The following is a 20,705-nucleotide window of genomic DNA, read 5'->3' as shown; positions in this document are numbered from 1 at the left end:
GAACACGGGTCCGGCCCCGCAGAGCGGGTCGGCGCGGAATATCGCGCGTCTCACATCGGTCTCGCGTGGGGCGGCGGGGCCGTGTGCGTCTCCGCGACCAGCGCGATGACTGCGCCGGCCGCCACGTTCCGCTGCCGGTCACAGACAACAGCCGGGCACCGGACGGGCATTCGGCTCTCTCCCGCGCACGACGACGAGGGCGGGCGCGTCGGCCACGTCACGGCTCCCGGAAACGCGTGCAGCCCCCGGGAGTTCCCTTGTCCGGGGGCCGGGGGCTGTGGCGGTCGCCGCACGCGGCGTCACCCGGGTGGGGAACGCCGCGTGCGCACGGGTCACTTGCGCTTGTTGATCTCTTCTTCGAGCTGCGGGAGGACCTTGAACAGGTCGCCGACGACGCCGTAGTCGACGAGGTCGAAGATCGGGGCGTCCTCGTCCTTGTTGATCGCGACGATCGTCTTGGAGGTCTGCATGCCCGCGCGGTGCTGGATCGCGCCGGAGATGCCGGCGGCGATGTAGAGCTGCGGGGAGACCTGGGTGCCGGTCTGGCCGACCTGGTGGCTGTGCGGGTACCAGCCCGCGTCCACCGCGGCGCGGGACGCGCCGACGGCCGCGCCGAGGGCGTCGGCGAGGGACTCGATGACGTGGAAGTTCTCCGCGCCGTTCACGCCGCGTCCGCCGGAGACGACGATGTCGGCCTCGGTCAGCTCGGGGCGGTCGGACTTCTCACGCGGGGAGCGGGAGACGACCTTGGTGCCGGTCGCGGCGGCCGAGAAGGTCACCGAGACGGACTCGACCGCGGGGGTGGCCGGGGCCTCCTCGGGGGTGGCGGCGTTCGGCTTGACCGTGATGACCGGGGTGCCCTTGGTGACGTGCGCGCGGACCTGGTAGGTCGCGGCGAACACCGACTGCTCGGTCTCGGGGCCGTTCTCGCCCGCGACGACGTCGACCGCGTCGGTGATCAGACCCGACTCCAGGCGGACGGCGACGCGCGCGCCGACCTCGCGGCCGTCGTTGGACGACGGCACCAGGATCGCGGCCGGCGAGGTGGTCTGCGCGATCTGCGCGAGCGCGTCAGCCTTGGGCACCACGAGGTAGTCGTCGACCTCGGCGGCGTCGACGACGTACACCTTCTGCGCGCCGAAGCGGCCCAGGGTCTCGGTGGCGGCGTCGGCGCCCTTGCCCAGGAACACCGCCGACGGCTCGCCGATGCGGCGGGCCAGGGTCAGCAGTTCCAGGGTCGGCTTGCGTACGGCTCCGTCGACGTGGTCGACCAGAACGAGGATCTCAGCCATGATTCGTCACTCCTTGTCCGGTGTAGCCCGGAAATCTCGAATGGAAAGGTCCGGTGCTGCCCGACTCAGATGAACTTCTTCGCGGCGAGGAACCCGGCCAGCTGCACGCCGCCCTCACCCTCGTCCGTGACGACCTCGCCCTTGGAGCGCGGCGGGCGCGCGGTGGCGGCGTCGACGACCGACCACGCGGCGGACAGGCCGACCAGGTCCGAGTCGATGCCCAGGTCGTCGAGGTCCTTCTCCTCCAGCGGCTTCTTCTTCGCCGCCATGATGCCCTTGAAGGACGGGAACCGGGCCTCGCCGGTGCGGTCGGTGACCGAGATGACCGCGGGCAGGGACGCCTCGACCTGCTCGGTGGCGGTGTCGCCCTCGCGGCGGCCCTTGACGGTGCCGCCCTCGACCTTGACCTCGTCCAGGATCGTCACCTGCGGGACGCCCAGGCGCTCGGCGAGCATCGCCGGGACCACGCCCATCGTCGCGTCGGTCGACGCCATGCCGCACACGACCAGGTCGAACCCGGCCTGCTCGATGGCCTTGGCCAGGATCAGGGAGGTGCCCAGCGCGTCGGTGCCCGCGATGTCGTCGTCGTTGACGTGGATCGCCTTGTCGCCGCCCATCGCCAGGGCCTTGCGCAGCGCTTCCTTGGCGTCGTCCGGGCCGACCGTGAGATACGTGATCTCGGCCTCGACACCCGACTCGACGATCTGCAGCGCCTGCTCGATCGCGTACTCGTCGAGCTCGGAGAGGAGCGAGTCGACCGACTCGCGGTCGGTGGTGCCGTCCTCGTTGAACCCGCGGTCCGCGGTGGCGTCGGGCACATACTTCACGCAGACAACGATTTTCACAACAGTTCTCCTGTGGTCGTCCGGTCACCCAGGTGCCGGTCCGAGGGTGTCATGCCCGTCCGAAGACGCCGCTATGGCCCCACCCCTGGCACGCGTGCTCGCCGCCGGGGTGTTCGATCACTCCGGCATCATTGCATCCGCGCCGATGGGGCCTTGTACGACCTCCCGCCCGGACGTGACGGCTCCGGCTCCGTGTCCGGCCCTCCAGTCCTGCGATGTCGGTCCCCTGATGCCTTTCACGCGCGCGTACGCGGGAAACGATCCGACACATCGGATGATGTGACGGTCCGTCAATTCCCAGTCGAGGGTACCGTTCCCCGACTCAACCCACCCGTGACCGATTGTTACCGAACGGTAATACTACCTGATCATTCTTGTCTCCCGTGCGCGGACCGGACGAGACCAACGTCACGGGGCGGCCGAGCACTTTCACGACTGTTTCCGGCCACGCGCCGGGGTCGACGACCGGGCCGAGTACGGGCCGCGCGCGCAGCAGGCGCGCGGTCAGCCTGGCCTGCCGGCCGAGGTCGCCCCGGGGGCCGACCGGCAGGGCGGTGACGTGCTCGCCGTCGACGGCGTACGCCTCGCACACCCGCAGCGGGTAACGCCCCGGGGCGTCGGCATGGGTCAGCGCGATCGCGTCGACCCCGCCGCAGACGTCCACGGCGTACCGGTGCGCGACGGCGTCGAAATGGCCGGTTCGGAACGCCCCCTGCCACTCCCCCGTCCCGTTGTGCGGGTCGGGCAGCGCGGCGGCCAGGCCCGCGTCCTCGGTGACGAGCGGGCCCGGCCCGTGGCGAGGTGTGTAGGTGCGCACAACGCCGACGCGGACGGCTCCGGAGGCACCGGCATCCGCAAGCAGCGTGTCGGCGCCCGCGAACGTCGTGGTGGACCACGTCGTATAGGGGTGGAAGCCGTGCCACTCGTCGAGGAGCACGCCTTGCGCGCCCTCGAACACCAGCGGGCCAGCGCGCAGCAGGGTGCGCAGGAAGGTGCCGTCGACGATGCGCACCGCCGCGCCGAAGGCGGCGAAGACGGACGCGCAGTCGTCCACGGGCGGCGCGCCGAGGTCGCCGAGCTCCGCGGTGAGCGCGTCGCGGACGGCTGCCAGTTTTCGGCGCAGCGACGCGGGGCTGCGCGTGTCGGCCGCGCGCGGGGCGAGCCGGGGGTGGGCGAGCGCGAAGGCCGCTGTCTCTCCGACGCCCATGCCGCACGAGCCGTGGCGGTCGGCGCCGCGCGCGCGTTCGCGGGCCCGGTTCGCGGCGGCGTGGTAGGGGGTGGTGAGCAGCGCGTCGCCGTCGACGGTCAGCCGTTCGAGCGCGTCCGGGACGCCGACCGCCGCGAGGTGGTCCGCCTCGGCGGCCAGGGCGAGCGGGTCGACGAGCATGAAGCGCGACAGGTGGGTGGCCACGCCGGGGGTGAACGTCCCGGCGCCGAACTGGGCGAACGTGTGGTGCCTGCCGTCGTCGGTGACGACGTTGTGGGCGGCCTGGGCACCGCCGTTGAAGCGGACGACCGCGCGCACCGGGCGGCCGGTGCGGTGCGCGCGCTCGCACAGGTGGGCGACGACCGTGCCCTTGCCGGCGTCGCCGTAGCCGAGGTCGACCACGGCGACGTGTTCGGCAAGGGCACCGGAGGCCGCGCTTGTGTTCCCGGACGTCACAGACGCGTCGTGCCGGAGTTGTCGCCGTCGTCCAGGCCCGGGAGCGCCTGCGTGGTGGCGAGCGCTCCGGAACGGCCCTGGGCGTACGCGGACAGCGCGCGCGAGACCGAGCCCACCTGGCTGTCGACGGCGCCGACGTCCTTGAGGTGGCCCAGGCCCTCGTCGAGGTCGATGGCGTCCTCGGCCAGGCCGATGGTGACCGCGATGGTCTCGCAGACGGCGTCGAGGTCGTCGAGCTCGATGACATTCTGCCGGAGCAGTTCGCGCCAGCGGCCGAGCACTTCGGTGTCGCCGACGTAGGAGGAGCCGGCCGGGAGGATGTAGTAGACCTCGTATTTGCGCTGGAGTTCGGCGACGATCGCCTCGATGGGGATGTCCTCGCCGAGTTTGTCGCCGATCACGGCCTCGACCTCGCGGCGCTTGACGCGGCCGTAGGGCATCTCGTCGCCGATGAGGAACAGATAGCCGCGCTTGCCGCGCTTGTCGAGACAGTCGAGTTCGGTGTGGCGGGCCATGAAGTACATGGCCAGTTCGTACGATTCGGTCTTCTGGCCGCCTCCGCCGCCTTCCAGCAGGATGTTGCCGAGCTGGTCGTCCATGCGGTTGTCGGACTCGAACTGACCGACCTGCAAAGGGACTTTGTCGCATGTGGCGTCGCCGACCGCGCCGAAGAGGATCTGCGGGTGGTCGACGTAGCCCTTGCGGAGCAGCAGGCCGAACAGCTCGGGCAGCTTGGTCTGGAGGGTGACGGGCACCGAGCGCATCGAGCCGGTGACGTCGAAGAGCACGGAGATCGCCAGCGAGGTGGGGTGTTCGTCGCTGTCGCGGCTCTCGCGGGCGGTGACGCCGTGCGGGTCGAGGTCGGCGTGCGCCTTCCACTTCGCGCGCGGCACGCTGGTGTGCGCCTTGCGGCTGTACTCGAACGCGCTGCGGCCGGTTCGGGCGTTGTAGCTCTGGGCGGCGTCATAGACGTTGGTGGACCAGTTGCCGCTTCCCATGGGGGTCCTCCGGGAGGGAATCGGTGATGCGGGACGGTGAGTTCGGGGCCCCGAACGCCCGGGATGGTGAGTGGGCGTTGCGGGGCGTGGGGGTGCGGTCCGTGGCCGCTGCCGGTCCGGGGGCGGCCTGGGGTTCCGTCAGGCGTTTTTGCGCCGGCCCGGCATGGTGAACGGGCGGAAGCGGCGCGGGCCGTACAGGCGCCCGAGCAAGTCGTCGAGTTCGCGAAGGAGTTGCCATGCGTCGTGGGGGCGGCGCTGGGGTGCCGGCAGGGTGCAGCCCCGGGCGAAGCGCAGCAGCGGTTTGGGGGCTTCCGCGTTCAGGAGGTAGGTCATGCAGTGCGTCGCCATGAAGATGTCCGCCGACTGGTCCGGCGGCTGCTTGCCGGGGATCTCCGGCGGATACATGGCGGCGTACCGGTCGAGCATCGCGGGCACGTGCTCGTTCCCCGCGGTGTACCGGTCGTCCGGGCCGCGCTCCATCAGCGTGGCGTAGCACCAGTCGACCAGGACGAGACCGTGCTGCTGCGGGTGGATCAGGACGTGGTCGGGGACGACCGCGCCGTGCACGACGCCGGCGCGGTGCGCGTAGCCGAGGGCGACCAGGAGTCGGCGCCACATCCAGGCGACGTCGCGCGCGTCGAGGCCGTCGGGGTACGCCTCGCGCACTTCGGCGAGCGAGACGAATCCGCGCACGCGTTCGATGACATTGGCGCGGCGCTCGCTGCCGCTGTCGGCGTCGCGGTGCCGGAACGCCTCGACGAGGCCGGGGACGTACGCCGCGTACTTGCGGTCGCCTTCGCGTGCGATCCGGGCCAGCGCGGTCGCCTCGCGCTCCATCAGGTCGTTGTCGGCGACCGAGCGCGGCATCTTGAGCAGCGCGCGGACTTCCGATCCGTCGGGGGCGGCGTAGGTGACCTTGTACAGCGCGGCGATGTCGCCGCGCGCGCGTTCGACGCCGACCGAGTAGGCGCGTTTGCGTGTCGTGATGACCACCTGACGGCCCGTCACCCCGGTGATGGTCTGCTGGTAGCGCAGCCACAGCTCGGACAGCCGGGTGAACACCGCCTGCGCGGCGGCCTTGCGGCCCTCGGGGACCATGTCCGGGTGCAGCAGACGGGCGAACGCGCGGTACATGCGCCCGCCGGACCGCAGGCACGCCTCGGGGGTGCCGTCGTACGGCCCGAACAGGTCTTCGGGGGCCTCGGCCCCGCCGACCAGGTCGAGGGCCTCCTCCAGAGTCTTCGGGATCGCCGGTGTCGTGGTGCCGGGCGTGCCTGTCACTGGTTTTCCTCCCGTGACGGACGCAGCAACGCCGGGTGCAGCAGCCGCGCGCCGCCCGCTCGGTAGAGCCGGGCGCGTCGGCCACCGCGGGCGCCGCCGCGGGCGGTGGTGGTGTCGGTGTCCTCGACGAAGCCGGGGACCGACAGCACCTTGCGGTGGAAGTTGCCGGCGTGCAGGGGTTCGCCCCACACCGCCTCGTACACCTCGCGCAGTTCGGTGATCGTGAACTCGGGTCCGGCGAACGCCGTCGCGAGGGGGGTGTATTCGAGTTTGGCGCGAGCGCGTTCCAAGCCGTGGGCGAGGATGCGCGCGTGGTCGAAGGCGAGTTCGGCCGGGTCGAGGGCGTCCACCGGGATCCACGAGGCCGCCGCGGCGTCGCCGCCCGCGGTCGCCTCGGGCAGGTCGGGGGCGAACGCCAGGTAGGCGACCGACACGACGCGCATACGCGGGTCGCGGCCGGGTGCGCCGTAGGTGCCGAGTTGTTCGAGGTGCAGGCGCGGGAACGCGGGCGCGTGCAGGCCGCCGAGCAGCTCGTCCGAGCCGAAGTGCGCGATGGGCGCCGGGGACACGTGCCCGTCGTCGTCGTGGCGGGGGCCGCGGGTACCGGCGGGTCCTTCCGGTCGGAGCACCAGCAGGCCGGTCTCCTCGGCGAGTTCGCGGACAGCCGCCTGGTCGAGGTCTTCGTTCTCGGCGGCGCGGACGAACCCGCCGGGCAGCGCGCGGCAGCCGGCGAACGGCATCGCTCCGCGCCGGATGGTGAGCACGTGCAGCGACTTGCCGCTGCCGTCCGGACGCTGACGGATGGTCAGGGCGACGACGTCGACGGTCACCGCGATCGGCGTGAAGGCGCGCGGGTCATACGCGGCGAGCCACGCGCGCTCGCTCTCGCTGTCCGGTTGCCCGATCGTCGTCATCTCCGGTTTCCCACCTGTCCGTTTGTTCGCCCCGCAGTTGTTCTCTACATGAGAATATCCGGAGCCGAGGGAGAACTTACACGGCCGAACGGACAAGGGCGACAGGGTTTTCCCTCGCCCGGAAGCTTGGGGGGCGCGAGGCGGAGGACGGGACAGAGCGCGGAGGGAGCGCCGAACGAGCCGAACACGACATGAGCGCGGGCGACGCCCGGGCGACACCCGAAGCCCGTCACCGCACCGCACGGACCCGCACAAAGAACGCCGAACGAGCCGAACACGCCCGGACCGCGGGCGACGCGCGGGTGACACCGGGAGCCCGCCACCGCACCGCAAGACCCGCGCACAAAGAACGCCGGACAAACCGAACACGACCGGACCGCGGGCGATGTCGGAACTCTGCGGCTCGTCGCATGGACCGGTGCCGGGTGCCTGCCCGTCCGTCGGCGGGCTCTGGTAGGCAATGCCGCATGGACATCCACGACCACGCGGACGAGTTCGGCGGACTTCCGGTCGCCCACCTTCCGGCGCCGACACGCCGCAAGGCCACCAGAGCCGAGAACGCCGCCGCCCGGGCCGACGCGCGGCGCGAGCCGCCCGAACCCGACCAGGTGGCCTGGGCCCTGCGGACCGTCGTGTGGGGCCGGGAAGCCGAGGAGTTCCCCCATCTGTTCGGCCGCTTCCTCGACACCGTCGACACGACACGCGTGACCGCCGTCGTCATCGGTCAGTGGGGCGACAGCGGGACCACGGCGGATGTGCCCATCGGGCTGCTGTGCGACGCCGCCGACCGGTTCCCGTCGCTGCGCCACCTGTACGTAGGCGACATCACGCCGGAGGAGTGCGAGATCTCCTGGATCCAACAAGGGGACGTCACACCGCTGTTGGCCGCCTTCCCCGCGCTGGAGACACTCGTCGTCCAAGGCAGCCACGCGCGTCTGGATCCCGTCGGCCACACCGCGCTGCGGCATCTGGAGTTCGTGGGCAGCGGCCTGTCCGGGCGGGTCCTCCAGTCCCTGGCCGCCTCACAGTTCCCCGAACTGCACACGCTGGACGTGTGGTTCGGCCCGGAGGACTACGGCTGCACCGCGACCGTCGAGGACGCCGAGGCGCTGCTGCGCAGCAATCGCGGCCTGCCTTCCCTGTCTCGACTCGGTCTGAGGAACTGCGAGTTCGCCGACGAGCTCGCGGCGCTGCTGGCCGGCGCCCCGATCGTCGCACGCCTTCGCGAACTCGACCTGTCGCTGGGCACATTCGGTGACGAAGGCGCCGAAGCACTGTTGTCCGGGCAGCCGTTGGGGCACTTGTCCGCGCTGAACCTGGAGCACAATTTCATCTCCGAAGCGGTCGCCGAACGCCTGCGGACGGACCTCGCCGGTGTGGAGGTGATCACCAAAGACCGCAACGTGGGCGGGCAGTGGGGGCGCTACGTCGCCGTCAGCGAGTAGACCCGCGTCGTAGCGCACTTGCCACCTCATCGACCACCAGGACAGGACCGCACCCCCATGCAACAGCTCACGCACTTCGGCGGACTGCCCGTCGCCGACCTGCGCCCGCCCGGCCACGAGCAAAGCTCCGCACGAACGAGTCGCCGACGCCGATCCGGCGAGACCACGTGGGGCATCGCGCCGTACGAACGTGCCGCCGACGCCGTCGCGTGGCGGCTGCGGCGCGTCATGTGGGAGCGCACGAACCTCGACGAGGTGTACGAGCACTTCCGGGACCACGTCGACTGCGCGAGCGTGACCGCGATCGTCCTCGGGGCCTGGGACGACGACATGTCGGGCGACAACCCGCTCCTCGACCGCCTGATCGCCGACGCCGACCGGTTCCCATCCCTGCGCGCCCTGTTCACCGGTGACATCCTCTCCGAGGAGTCGGAGATCTCCTGGCTCTCGCTTCCCTCGATGACCCGAATCCTTGAAGGGTTCCCGCAGTTGGAGGAGCTGGGCATGCGCGGCTGCTCCATGTCGTCCGAGCCCGGCACGGGACCGGCCCCCGTCCGGCACGAACGCCTGCGCCGCCTGCGCATCGAGAGCGGCGGCCTGTCCGGGCGGGCCGCCCAGGCGGTCGCGCTCAGCGACCTGCCCGCCCTCGAACACCTCGAACTGTGGCTGGGCACCGAGAACTACGGCGGCGACGCCACCCTCGACGACCTCGACGACATCTTCGTCGGCCGCCGGCTTCCGAGACTGCGTCACCTCGGGCTGATGAACAGCGAGTTGCAGGACGAGATCGCCGAAGCGCTGGCGGGCGCCGCGGTCGTGTCGCGGCTGGAGACGCTCGACCTGTCGATGGGTGTCCTCAGCGATGTCGGCGTCGAGGCGCTGCTCGGCGGCCAACCGCTCGGCCACCTGAGGAAACTGCGGGTCCACCACCACTTCGTCACCGACCCGATGGCCGAGCGCCTGCGCCGCGCGCTCGCCGGGTCCGGCACGGACGTCGACCTGTCCGAGCCGGAGGAGCGGGACGACTGGGGCGACGACGACGATGAGGTGGACGGGCGGTACATCGAAGTGTCCGAATAGCCCTGCTCGCGCGGCCCCGACCACACGACTCCGACAAGGCGACACCCATGAGCCACACCCACGACCTGCTGACGACCTTCGCCGGGCTGCCGGTCGCGAGCCTCCTCCCGATCGGCGAACTGGAGTACGACTGGCACGCCGATCCCGCGGCCGTCCGCCCCGAGGACGGCCTCCCGACCGCCGACGCGGTCGCCTGGCGCATGCGCGTCTACCACGAGGACAGCGCGGAGAACGCCGAGGACTTCCCCGCGCACTTCGAGCGGTTCTTGAAGATCGTCGACACCACGCGCATCCGCGCGCTGATCATCGGCTCCTGGGGACCCAGCTACGAGGACTACGAGATCCTGCCGCAGCAGCTTCTGTGCGCGTCCGCCGACCGCTTCCCGATGCTGCGCCACCTCTACATCGGGGACATATCCCGGGAGGAGGACGAGATCTCCTGGATCGACCCGGGAGACGTCACGCCGGTGCTCGAAGCCTTCCCGGCGCTGGAGACCCTTGAGGTCAAAGGCGCGCCCGGATTCGAGCCGACCCGCCACGAAGCCCTTCGCAGCCTGGAGTTCCACAGCGGCGGGCTGCCCGCCGCTGTGCCGGCCGCCGTCGGCGCGAGCGAGTTTCCCGCGCTGCGCCGGCTCAGCGCGATGCTGGGCACCCCGAACTACGGAGGCATCGGCGACACCGACCCACTCGCGGGCATCCTGTCCGGAATCGGGCTGCCGCTGCTGACGCATCTCGGACTGCGCGACAGCGCGGTCCAGGACGCGGTCGCCGCCGCTGTCGCCGGTGCCCCGGTCGTCGAGCGGCTGACCGAACTCGACCTGTCCATGGGGGCGTTGGGCGACGAAGGCGCGGAGGCGCTGCTGAACGGCCAGCCGCTCACCCACCTGAAGCGGCTCGACCTGCACCACCACTTCATCAGCGAGCCGATGCGGGAGCGGCTGCGCGACGCTCTGGTGCCCTCGGGCGTCGACGTGGACCTGTCCGAACCGTGCGAAGTCCGGGAATGGGGGCGCTACATCGCGGTGGCGGAGTAGCGCCCGGGCACCCGCCCGTCGGCACCCCGAATCACCCGAACCCCTCCGAAACACCCCAGCGATTCCGGATTCGGCACCCCTGAAAGGTCGACCCTTCCCGTGCAGATCACCGTCGTCGGAAACCCCGGCCACCGGCGCGTAACCGGCTTCTCCGCCGCGGCCGTCGCCGCCGGGCTGCCGCCGCCGCGCGTCGTCGCGTGGGCGGACGTGCTGCGCGGCACCGAGCCGGTGTTCGGCGCCGGGCCGGTGCGGATCGACTCGCCCGGCGAGGATCCGGCCGTGCACGCACTTCTCGGCGGTCCGGCCGACCCGCACCGGGTCGAGGGCGGGGCCGCGCGGCATGCGGCGTTCCTGGACGCGTTGGCGCGCGTCCGGCGGGCGGTGGCGGCGTCGCCGGGGGCGTGGCTGGTGAACGACCCCGACGACATCGCCGTCATGTTCGACAAAGCGCGCGCGCACGCGGTCCTCGACGCGGCGGGGATCCCGGTCCCGGCCCGGGTCGGACCGGTGTCGGGGATCCGGTCGTACGCCGAACTGCGGGACGTGATGCGCCAGATGCGTCGGCCGAGGGTCTTCGTGAAGCCCGTGCACGGGTCGTCCGCGTCGGGGGTCGTCGCGCTGGAGACCGCGGGGCCGCGCGTGCAAGCAACCACGTCGGTCGAGTTGGTGCGCACCGCGAAGGGCACCGAGCTCTACAATTCGCTGCGCATCCGTAAATACCGCGACGAATCCGAAGTCTCCGCGATCGTCGACGCACTGTACCCGGACGGCGTGCACGTCGAGGTGTGGCTGCCGAAGCTCACCCTCGGCGATCTCGCCGTCGACCTGCGGGTGCTGGTCGTCGCCGGCCAGGCCACCCACGTGGTCGCGCGCGGCAGCCGTTCGCCGATGACGAATCTGCATCTGGGCAACGCCCGCGTCGACGTCGACGCGGTCCGCGGCGCGGTCGGCGAGGACGCGTGGCGGGCGGCAATGGCGACGTGTGTGCGCACGGCCCGGTGTTTTCCCCGTACTCTGCACGTCGGCGTCGATCTGCTTTTCTCGGTGGACCGCCGCCGCCACGCCGTCGGCGAGGTCAACGCGTTCGGGGACCTGCTGCCGGGCGTGCTCCACCGGGGACGGGACACGTGGGGGGAACAGGTCCGGGCCCTGGGACAAGGCTGCGTGGATGGATGGTGCCCGCACGGACCCCGGTGTCCGGCGGTACAAGCCGTATCAGACGAGGAACAACTGCCGTGCCCGACATGACGACGCCCCTCCCGCCGAACTACGGCGACCACGGCTGGGACGGCGACGGCCCCGACATGAACGAGGTCGTCGGCCGGTACGACCTGCTCATGGTCACGCTCGACACGCTGCGCTACGACGTCGCCGCCGAGCTCGCCGCCGCCGGCAAGCTGCCCAACCTGGCCCGGGTGCTGCCGGACGGACGCTGGGAGGCGCGGCACACCCCCGGGAGCTTCACGTTCGCGGCGCACACCGCGTTCCTCGCCGGATTCCTGCCCACACCGCTCGGCCCCGGCCCGCATCCCCGGCTGTTCGCGGCGCGGTTCGGCGGCAGCGAGACGACCGCGCCGCGCACGTGGGTCTTCGAGGAAGCGGATCTGCCCTCGGGCCTCGCCCGCGCGGGCTACCACACGGCGTGCATCGGCGGAGTCGGCTTCTTCAACAAGCAGGGCGCGCTCGGCTCGGTGCTGCCGGGGATGTTCGCCGAGAGCCACTGGGACCCGGAGCTCGGGGTCACCTCGCCCATTTCGTTCGAGGCGCAGGTCGCCCGCGCGGAACGCGTGGTCGGCGCGCTCGACACCGACCAGAAGCTGTTCCTGCTCGTCAACGTCGCGGCCCTGCACCAGCCCAACTGGTTCCACACGCCCGGCGCCACGGCCGCCGACGGCGACACGCGCGCCACACACGCCGCCGCGCTGGAATACGTCGACCGGCACATCGGCCGCCTGTTCCGCGCGATGAGCAGCCGCCGCCCGTGCTTCACGATCGTCACGTCCGACCACGGCACGGCGTACGGCGAAGGCGGTTACTCGGGGCACCGGATCGGGCACGAAGTCGTGTGGACGGTGCCGTACGCACAGTTCATGCTCAACCAAGGCGAATGGTGACGGCGTGACCGCATCGCTCTCCGTGAGTGCGCCGGCGTCCGGCGGGCTCGGGTCGCCATACGCCGGGTACGTCTACTCCTATCCGCACAAGACCGCGTACCGGCCGCTGTCACCCGCTCCCGCGCTGCGCGAGGTATGGGCGGGCCAGGACACCTCCGCGCTCTTCCTCTACCTGCACGTTCCGTTCTGCGAGATGCGGTGCGGGTTCTGCAATCTGTTCACGCGTACGGGAGCTCCGGCCGAGCTGGTCGACCGCTATCTGGGCGCGCTCGAACGCCAGGCGCGGGCGGTGCGCGAGGCTCTGCCGGATGCGCGCTTCGCGGTCGGCGCGATCGGCGGAGGGACGCCCACGTACCTCGAAGCGGCCGAGCTCGAAAGGCTGTTCGCGGTCGGCCGGGAGGTGATGGGCGCGGATTTCCCGGCGATCCCGGTGTCCGTGGAGACGTCGCCGGCGACCGCGACCCCGGACCGCCTGGCGGTGCTCGCCGCGCACGGCACCACGCGGGTCAGCATCGGCGTCCAGTCGTTCGACGACACGGAGGCGCGCGCGGCCGGCCGCCCGCAGCGCCGCGCCGAGGTCGAGGCGGCGCTCGCGGCGATCCGCGACACTGCGATACCCACGCTCAACATCGATCTCATCTACGGCATCGACGGGCAGACGCGGGCGAGTTGGCTCGCCTCGATCGACGCGGCCCTGGCCTGGCGGCCCGAGGAGATCTACCTCTACCCGCTGTACGTGCGGCCGTTGACCGGCCTCGGCCGCCGGGCCGTGACGCGCGCCGACTGGGACGCCGACCGCCTCGCGCTGTACCGCGCGGGCCGCGACCACCTGCGCGCGGCGGGGTACGAGCAGGTCTCCATGCGCATGTTCCGCCGCTGCGACGCCCCGCGCGACGCCGACACCGGGTACAGCTGCCAGCGCGACGGCATGGTCGGGCTCGGCTGCGGCGCCCGGTCGTACACCTCGGACCTGCACTACTCGTTCGACTACGCGGTCGGCATCGGCGAGATACGGGCCATCATCGACGAGTATGTGACGCTCGATCAGGAAGCCTTCTCCCGCGCCCGCGTGGGTTACCGGCTGGACGCCGCCGAACAGCGGCGACGGCATCTGCTCACGTCGCTGCTCCAGGCCGACGGCCTCGACGCCGCCGACTACCGCGCCCGCTTCGGCACGGACGCCGCCGCGGACTTCGCCGCCGAACTGGCGCCGCTCGCCGACGCCGGCCTGCTGACGGTCGGCGCCGGGGAACCCGACATCCGCCTGACCGACGACGGACTGTCGTGGTCGGACGCCGTCGGCCCCGCGCTGTTCTCAGCCGACACCGCGACGCTGATGGATGGCTACCGGCCCCGATGACCGCGCTGGTTCCGCTCCTCGCCGACCGCCGGGACGCGGCCGGGAGCCTGACGATCCTGTACCGGGGGCCCCTCGCCTCGTGCGATTACGACTGCGGCTACTGCCCGTTCGCCAAGCGCCGCGACACGGCGGAGCAACTGCGGGCGGACCGGGCCGCGTTGGAGCGCTTCGCCGGGTGGGTGGCGGACGCGCCGGAGCGCGTGTCGGTGTTGTTCACGCCGTGGGGCGAAGGGCTGGTGCGCAGTTGGTACCGCCGTACGCTGGCCGAACTCAGCCGCCTGCCGCACGTCGAGCGCGTCGCGATCCAGACCAATCTCAGCGCGCGGCCGGACTGGACCGCGGCGGCCGACCTCGACACGCTGGCGCTGTGGGCGACTTACCACCCCGACCAGGTGCCGTACGCCCGCTTTCTCGGCCGCTGCCGCGACCTGCGAGAACGCGGTGTGCGGTTCAGTGTGGGGATCGTCGGGCTTCCCGAACACCTGTCTGCCGCACGGCGGTTGCGCGACGAACTGCCCGAGGGCGTGTACCTGTGGGTGAACGCGGCGGAGGGCCGCACCTACACCGACGACGAGGCCGCCGCGTGGGCCGCCCTGGACCCGCACTTCGGGTTCAGCCGGGACCCGCACCCGTCGCACGGCGTCGCGTGCCGCACGGGCGACACCGTCATCAGCGTCGACGGCGAAGGGACCGTCCGGCGCTGCCACTTCGTGCCGGAGGTGCTGGGCAACCTCTACGACGGCTCGTTCCGCACGGCGCTGGCCCCGACCCCGCCGTGCCCGAAGCAGGAGTGCGACTGCCACATCGGATACGTCCACTTGACGTCGCTCCCGCTGTACGACGTGTTCGCGGGCGGCGTTCTCGAACGCATCCCGGCCGCGTTCACATCACCGAACAGCCGCCGGGTCACGTCTCGGCTCAGCTCCCGGGTCACGTCTCCCGGGCCGGCTGGTACTCGGCTTCGGTGAGGCCGAACGTCCAGGCGACGCCCTCCCGCGCGGTGCGGGTCCTCGGCGGCACGCGAAGCCAGTAGGTGCGCGTCGTACCGTCGGGCTCCGGCGTGGAGTTCAGCACCTCGACCATCACGATCGGCTCGTCGCCGGGCAGGTCGATGCGCCACAGCACGCCGGTCGCGTCGCGGTGCAGCGGACGCGCACCGACCTCGGAGAGGTAGCGGTCGTAGCCGTAGATCTCCAGCATCACGCGGCGCAGCTCGGCGTTGTCCTCGTTGCGGATGCGGTTGACGTCCAGTCCGCTGCCCTGCGGTCCGAGGCCCGTCACGAAGTCGGCGGGGATGGGCATGCCGCGCCACGCGTGCAGCGCGAAACCGTCGGGGAACGCGAGAGCGGGGCCTTCACCGCTGTGCAGCCGCGCGTTCTCGTCCCGGAACAGCGTCGTGGGGCGCTCCGCGACCAGCACGACACCTTCGTACGGCCACCACCATCCCGCCGAGCGGGCCACCCGCGCGACGGCGTCCAGCGCCTCGGCCGCCGGGGAGGCGGCCAACTCCGGGAAACAGTGGCGGAGCCCGTCGAACGCCGCGAGCCACGCCGCGTCGTGCTGGCCGCCCAACGCGTCCAGCGTCGCGGCACGGGCCTCCGCCGCGACCGTGCGCACCGACGAACTCCCCTGGCCCGTCCGGTTCGACGTACGCGTGGGCACCGTGCGGGCCCCGACCGCGGCTTCGACCGCGCCCTCGATGCCGTCGCGGATCCGCGCGGTCAGGCCGGTGGTCGGCGCCCACAGGCGCTCGGCGACCTCGTGCCAGGCCTGCGCCCACGTGGTCTGGCCGAGCAGCGACGCGGCCTCGCCCCGGGCGCGTTCCCACGTCGCGGTGCGGATCTTGTCGCGCACGGACGCCCCGGCCCGCGAGCCGGCGGGGGCCCGCACCGGGAGGCCGACCGCGGCGAGGTCCTGCGGCTTGTAGGAGCCGGAGATCACGGTGGCGGCGACCGCTGCGGCAAGCGGGGATTCGTACCACAGGATCTTGGCGGGGGCGACCAGCCCGGCAGCCCGGTAGGCGTCCCGGATCCCCGCCTCGGCCTCGGCGCGGTCGGCGGGGCCGGTCGCGGCGGCGACGGCGGACCACGCGTCCGCGGTGTCGGCGAGCAGGGCCCGGTGCGCGAGGGTCAGCTCGGGGTGGACGGCGGCCTGCGGGGTGGTCACGGAACGGCGCTCCTGGATCGGCGGTTTCGGGAGGGGGACGGGCGGGTCAGTCGGCGACGATGCGCACGGCGCCGGGCACGTACTCGCGCTGCCGGACCACGCGGTACCAGCCCTTGGGCAGCGAGATCGCGTCGTGCTCCTCGTGGACCAGCCGGGTGGGCGCGTCCAGCTTGAGGTGGCCGATGACGGTCGGCTCCGGGTCGAGGAACAGTGTGCCGGAGCCGACGACCGCGTGCGCGTGGCCGGTCACCTCGCCGAGCGCGAGCACGATCCGCCCGCGGTTGTCACGCGGCTTCGCAGGGAGCCCCGTCACCCCCGCCGGCACCGCGTGCTCGTCGACCGGCAGCAGCAGGATGTCGCCTTGGCGGTACATGGAAATCCCCTCCGAGAACGCCGACTTGGGTGGTGGTCCGGGAAGCTCGCCCCCCGATGCGCAACACGTTACGACGACCCTCCGACACCCCGCCCACGAACAGGTACTGCCGTGCGGCCGGGTGGTCGCGGACGGCACCCGGCTTCGTTGTGGGCCACATGCCGGTGGGACAGGCCTCGAACTGCGGGTCCGTGCCGTCCGTGCCGTGCGTTGGGCCCCGCGAGGGTGAGCCTGGAAGGGCCGCAAGCCCGCGTGACGGACCGCCGCGCCCCGCCCTCCGACCCGCCCCTGTCCGCGAGTCCGTTGCGTCACACCAGTCGGCGGGGATCCGCTCCCCGTCAACCGGCCTTCGGGACGCCGTCCAACAAGCTCGTGATGCGGTCCGGTGGGCCCGGGCGGGAGAAATACCAGCCTTGGCCCGCGTCGCAGCCGATCGCGCGCAGGCGTTCGGCCTGGGCGGCGGTTTCGATGCCCTCGGCGGTGACGGTCAGCCCGAGCGCGTGGGCGAGGTCGACGAGCGATGCGACGATCCGGGCGTCGACGGGGTCCGCGTCGCCCAGGGTGCGCAGGCCCTCGACGAACGACCCGGCGATCTTGAGCTCGCAGACCGGGAGCCGGCGCAGGTAGGCGAGGTTGGAGTAGCCCGTGCCGAAGTCGTCGATCGCGATGCGCACGCCCATGTCGGCGAGTTCGCGCAGGCGTTCCAGCGGGCCGCCGTCGGTCGCCATGATCTGCGACTCGGTCAGCTCGAACTGCAACCGGTGCGGCTCAAGCCCGGTCTCCGCCAGCACCCGTTGGACGTGGCGCACCAAACCTGTGTCGTGGCACTGGCGTTCGGCAAGGTTGACGCTGATGAACGGGGCCGTTCCCGCCTCGCGTGACAGGCCGTAGCCACGCCAGCGCTGCGCCTCGCGGCAGGCGCGTTCGAGCACGTACATGCCGAGCGGCACGATGAGGCCGGTCTCCTCGGCGAGGCCGATGAACCGGTCGGGTCCGATGAGCCCTTGGCGCGGGTGGCGCCAGCGTACGAGCGCTTCGACGCCGAGCACCGAGTTGTCCGCGAGTGCGACCAACGGCTGGTAGTCGACGTCGAATTCGCCGTTCTGCAAGGCGGCCGGCATTTCGGCGGACAGGGTGTAGCGGGCCACTTCGCGGTCGTTGCGCTCGGTGTCGAAGACCGTCCAGCGGCCTTTGCCCTCGGACTTGGCCCAGTACAGCGTGATGTCGGCGGCGCGCATGGTGTCGGCGGGGCCGCTGCCGGCGATCGGGCGCTCGACGATGCCGATCGACGCGCGGACGGTGAGGTCGTGTCCGCGGATCCGGAACGGTTCGCGCAGCGCCGCGAGGATGCCCTCGGCGAGCGCGACGACCTGCCCGGTGCCGGCCGCGTGTTCGACAAGGACCATGAACTCGTCGCCGCCCATGCGGGCCATCAGATGCCCCGCCCGCGACACGTACGCGTCGAGCCGCCGCGCGACCGCGATGAGCAACTGGTCTCCGACGTCGTGGCCGAGACTGTCGTTGACGACCTTGAAGCCGTCCAGGTCCAGGTAGCACAAGCCGACGCGGTCGCCGTCGCCCGCCCTGCCGAAAAGACTTTCGAGGCGTTCGAAGAACAGCGCGCGGTTGGGCATGCCGGTGAGCGGGTCGTGCTGGGCCTGGTGGCGCAGCCGGGTGTAGAGCCGGTGCCGGTCGGTGACGTCCTCCATCATCGCGACCTGGTATTGCGGGGCGCCGGAGGCGTCGCGTACCAGGGACAGCGTCAGATGGGTCCACAGCGGCTCGCCGTCGGCGCGGCGGTAGCGCTTCTCGACGGAGAAGTGCTCGCGGGCGCCCCGGGCGAGCTCCGCGTACCAGTCGTGGATGTGCGCCGGGTCGTCGGCGAGCATGAAGTCGCGGATGCGGCGTCCGGGCAGGTCGTCGGTCGGCACACCGAACATCTGGGCGAGGGCCGGGTTGACGTCCAGGATCACCCCGTCGATGCCGGCGATCGCGATGCCGAGGCCGGACTGCTCGAATACCGCGCGGAACCGCGCCTCGCTGGTGTGCAGGGCTTGTTCGGTCAGTTCGCGCGCGTCGAGCACGGCCGCGTGGACGGCGCGCTGCTCGGCGAGAGTGCGGTTGCGCAGTGCCTCGGCGTAGCCGGCGGCGAACGCGCCCTGGACCTGGGTGATGCGCAGGAGGTAGTCGTCGGGGTTGCGCCGGAGGGCGAACGCGTGTTCGCGCAGCCGGGGCCACCAGTGGCCGATGAGGCCGAAGGAGCGTTCGAGTGTGCCGGTGCCGGTCAGGTGCGCCGTCACCAGTGCGGCGCCGATCTCGCGGGCGTCGTTGGGCTGGAACGGGTCGGAATCCAGGAGGTTCGCGAGGCGTTCGGTCAGCTCCCGGAGATGGTCGTGCATTTCATCGGCGGGCAGCGGGCCGTGGTCGACGCTCTCGACCGTTTTTGCCCACTGGTGCGCGAACTCGTCCTTGGCGGCTGCGATTTGGGGAGCCTTGGGTCGCGGTGGCATGTGCACGCCGCCGCCTGCCGACGAGCGGTCGGGCGTGTCCCCCAGTGGTGCGTGCCGAGGCGGGTCGCCTGCCTCGGTGGCGGGCACGTCCGCCGCCGGGGGCGCTTCGACCGTGGCCGCCGAGGCGTCGCCGGCGTGCGTGAACGCCGTCGGTGCCCCCGCCTCGCCCGCCCCGAGGCCCGCCGCCCCCGCGCCACCGGCGCCGGGAGAGGCATCGTCGGAGCGGGGACTCATGTCCGGTTCCCCGCTTTCGCTCGGCTCGCGGCGGCGGTCGGTGGCACGGCACGTTCGCGGGCCGCCGCACGCCCCGGCGCGTCGGCGGCGGCACCGTGCACGGCGCTCGCCGGACGACGCATCGCGCCGCCTGCCCGCGGCGCCGCGCCCGGCGCGCAGGTCTCGATCCCCGTCGGCCCCCATACCGGTCGTTCCACGATCCCCCGCCTCTCGGTCGAACTGTCGAACTCTCGATCGGTGTCCGTGCGCCGCCGCCCCGGGCGGTCACGCGCCGCAAGATCAGACGATCCCGGTCCGGCCGCCCGCCGATGCTCTGAATCGGCTTGACCCGCGGGCGGCAACTGACCTGTGATCACGGTCGACGGTATCCGCCGGGAGCGCGAATCGTCTCGCACTCCGGCCCGGCGCGAGGAGCATCACTCCTGCGAGGGACAGTCACCCGGTGCCGTCCCTGACGATTTGGGGGTTTGTGGCCATGTTGGTCGAACTGGCGATCGGCGATGCGTATGGTGCGGGGTTCGAGTACGCCGCACCGGAGTTCGTGCGCCGGGGCAACACACTGAGCGGCTATGTGCAGCATCCGAGGCACCGGGACGTGCTGCCGGGCAGGTACACCGACGACACGCAGATGAGCGTCGCCGTCGCGGAGTGGCTGCTCGGCGGGACGCTCACGCGCGAGGACCTGGCCGAGCGCTTCGTCCGCGCGTACCACCGCGATCCGCGCGCCGGCTACGCCTCGGGGTTCCGCTCCGTCCTCGACCGGGTGAACGACGGCGCGGAGTTGCTGGCCACGCTGCGTCCCGGCAGCGACAAAAGCGGTGCGGCGATGCGCGCGGGGGTGCTCGGGCTGCTCCCGGATCTCGGCGAGATACGGCGCCTGACGACCCTTCAGGCCAAGATCACGCACGACTCCCCGGGCGGTGTCGCCGCCGCGCTGGGCGCCGCGTACGCCGTGCACTATTGCCGCCACCGGGTGGGCCCGGTGGCCGGCCTGCCGCGATGGCTCGCCGAGAACGTACCCGCGCCCGCTCCCTACGGCCGGTGGACCGAGCCGTGGCGCGGGAAGGTGGGCTCGCCCGGCATGCACAGCGCGCGGGCCGCGGTGACGGCGTTGGCGCGGTGCCGGAAGCTGAGCGAACTGCTCGCCGATTGTGTGGCGTTCACCGGCGATGTGGACACCGTGGCGACCATCGCGCTCGCTGCGGCTTCGGTGTCCGGCGAATACGAACGCGACGTGCCCGAGCCGCTGCTGGTGGGCCTGGAGTCGGAGGCGTACGGCCGCGCGTTCCTCGCCGGGCTCGACGGTCGACTCGCCGAACGCTGGGGCCTGGACTGAGATTTCGACGTGCCACCGCCGGGGCGGCCGATCCGACGGCCGCCCCCGCGGGGGTGTGTT

17 protein-coding genes are annotated in these 20,705 nt (G+C 72.0%); 8 read left to right on the top strand and 9 right to left on the bottom strand.

The window, feature by feature from the left end; translation table 11 throughout:
• Nucleotides 1-332: 332 nt before the first annotated feature.
• From ACRX5W_RS21665 to ACRX5W_RS21640, 6 genes are all read right to left on the bottom strand, one after another.
• On the bottom strand, nt 333-1,292 hold the full coding sequence (locus ACRX5W_RS21665) for an electron transfer flavoprotein subunit alpha/FixB family protein (protein WP_436789892.1): 960 nt from the start codon (nt 1,290-1,292) through the stop codon (nt 333-335).
• 65 nt (nt 1,293-1,357) lie between these two features.
• Nucleotides 1,358-2,119, bottom strand: coding sequence for an electron transfer flavoprotein subunit beta/FixA family protein (locus tag ACRX5W_RS21660; protein ID WP_436790013.1), 762 nt, complete (start codon nt 2,117-2,119; stop codon nt 1,358-1,360).
• 340 nt (nt 2,120-2,459) lie between these two features.
• Nucleotides 2,460-3,800 (bottom strand): adenylosuccinate synthetase, encoded by a 1,341-nt coding sequence (locus ACRX5W_RS21655; RefSeq protein WP_436789891.1) that lies wholly within the window; start codon nt 3,798-3,800, stop codon nt 2,460-2,462.
• On the bottom strand, nt 3,797-4,798 hold the full coding sequence (locus ACRX5W_RS21650) for a hypothetical protein (protein WP_436789890.1): 1,002 nt from the start codon (nt 4,796-4,798) through the stop codon (nt 3,797-3,799). Before ACRX5W_RS21650 ends, ACRX5W_RS21655 begins: the two co-directional genes overlap by 4 nt.
• A 138-nt stretch (nt 4,799-4,936) precedes the next feature.
• Complete coding sequence (locus tag ACRX5W_RS21645) at nt 4,937-6,079, bottom strand: molecular chaperone DnaJ (RefSeq protein WP_436789889.1); 1,143 nt, start codon at nt 6,077-6,079, stop codon at nt 4,937-4,939.
• Nucleotides 6,076-6,993, bottom strand: a complete 918-nt coding sequence (locus ACRX5W_RS21640; protein WP_436789888.1) for an NUDIX hydrolase — start codon at nt 6,991-6,993, stop codon at nt 6,076-6,078. The genes ACRX5W_RS21645 and ACRX5W_RS21640 overlap by 4 nt, the downstream gene beginning before the upstream one ends.
• Before the next feature lie 467 nt (nt 6,994-7,460).
• Here ACRX5W_RS21640 and ACRX5W_RS21635 point away from each other — a divergent pair, with 467 nt between their 5' ends.
• From ACRX5W_RS21635 to ACRX5W_RS21605, 7 genes are all read left to right on the top strand, one after another.
• On the top strand, nt 7,461-8,438 hold the full coding sequence (locus ACRX5W_RS21635) for an STM4015 family protein (protein ID WP_436789887.1): 978 nt from the start codon (nt 7,461-7,463) through the stop codon (nt 8,436-8,438).
• 57 nt (nt 8,439-8,495) lie between these two features.
• Entirely contained in the window at nt 8,496-9,518 is a 1,023-nt protein-coding gene (locus ACRX5W_RS21630) for an STM4015 family protein (protein ID WP_436789886.1), read from the top strand.
• Nucleotides 9,519-9,565: 47 nt separating this feature from the next.
• Entirely contained in the window at nt 9,566-10,552 is a 987-nt protein-coding gene (locus ACRX5W_RS21625) for an STM4015 family protein (RefSeq protein ID WP_436789885.1), read from the top strand.
• A 99-nt stretch (nt 10,553-10,651) separates the two neighbouring features.
• Complete coding sequence (locus ACRX5W_RS21620; protein WP_436789884.1) at nt 10,652-11,800, top strand: STM4014 family protein; 1,149 nt, start codon at nt 10,652-10,654, stop codon at nt 11,798-11,800.
• A gap of 56 nt (nt 11,801-11,856) precedes the next feature.
• A complete protein-coding gene (locus ACRX5W_RS21615; protein ID WP_436790012.1) occupies nt 11,857-12,666 on the top strand; it encodes an STM4013/SEN3800 family hydrolase in 810 nt (269 codons plus the stop codon).
• Between the two features lie 4 nt (nt 12,667-12,670).
• Complete coding sequence (locus tag ACRX5W_RS21610; protein ID WP_436789883.1) at nt 12,671-14,026, top strand: STM4012 family radical SAM protein; 1,356 nt, start codon at nt 12,671-12,673, stop codon at nt 14,024-14,026.
• On the top strand, nt 14,023-14,994 hold the full coding sequence (locus tag ACRX5W_RS21605) for an STM4011 family radical SAM protein (RefSeq protein WP_436789882.1): 972 nt from the start codon (nt 14,023-14,025) through the stop codon (nt 14,992-14,994). Before ACRX5W_RS21610 ends, ACRX5W_RS21605 begins: the two co-directional genes overlap by 4 nt.
• Here ACRX5W_RS21605 and ACRX5W_RS21600 read toward each other — a convergent pair.
• The 3 genes from ACRX5W_RS21600 to ACRX5W_RS21590 form a co-directional block, all read right to left on the bottom strand.
• Nucleotides 14,957-16,192, bottom strand: a complete 1,236-nt coding sequence (locus ACRX5W_RS21600; protein WP_436789881.1) for a DUF6745 domain-containing protein — start codon at nt 16,190-16,192, stop codon at nt 14,957-14,959. The two genes, ACRX5W_RS21605 and ACRX5W_RS21600, sit on opposite strands and share 38 nt — an antisense overlap.
• Before the next feature lie 46 nt (nt 16,193-16,238).
• Nucleotides 16,239-16,565, bottom strand: a complete 327-nt coding sequence (locus tag ACRX5W_RS21595; RefSeq protein ID WP_436789880.1) for a hypothetical protein — start codon at nt 16,563-16,565, stop codon at nt 16,239-16,241.
• Between the two features lie 338 nt (nt 16,566-16,903).
• On the bottom strand, nt 16,904-19,309 hold the full coding sequence (locus ACRX5W_RS21590; RefSeq protein ID WP_436789879.1) for a putative bifunctional diguanylate cyclase/phosphodiesterase: 2,406 nt from the start codon (nt 19,307-19,309) through the stop codon (nt 16,904-16,906).
• 475 nt (nt 19,310-19,784) lie between these two features.
• Between ACRX5W_RS21590 and ACRX5W_RS21585 the strand changes: the two genes are divergently transcribed.
• Nucleotides 19,785-20,645 carry an ADP-ribosylglycohydrolase family protein gene (locus ACRX5W_RS21585; protein ID WP_436790011.1) on the top strand — a complete coding sequence of 287 codons (861 nt, stop codon included), beginning with the start codon at nt 19,785-19,787 and terminating at the stop codon, nt 20,643-20,645.
• Nucleotides 20,646-20,705 lie beyond the last annotated feature (60 nt).

The organism is Yinghuangia sp. YIM S10712, from assembly GCF_051388935.1.
GTDB lineage: Bacteria > Actinomycetota > Actinomycetes > Streptomycetales > Streptomycetaceae > Yinghuangia.
This window is presented reverse-complemented; position numbering and strand designations above follow the sequence as displayed.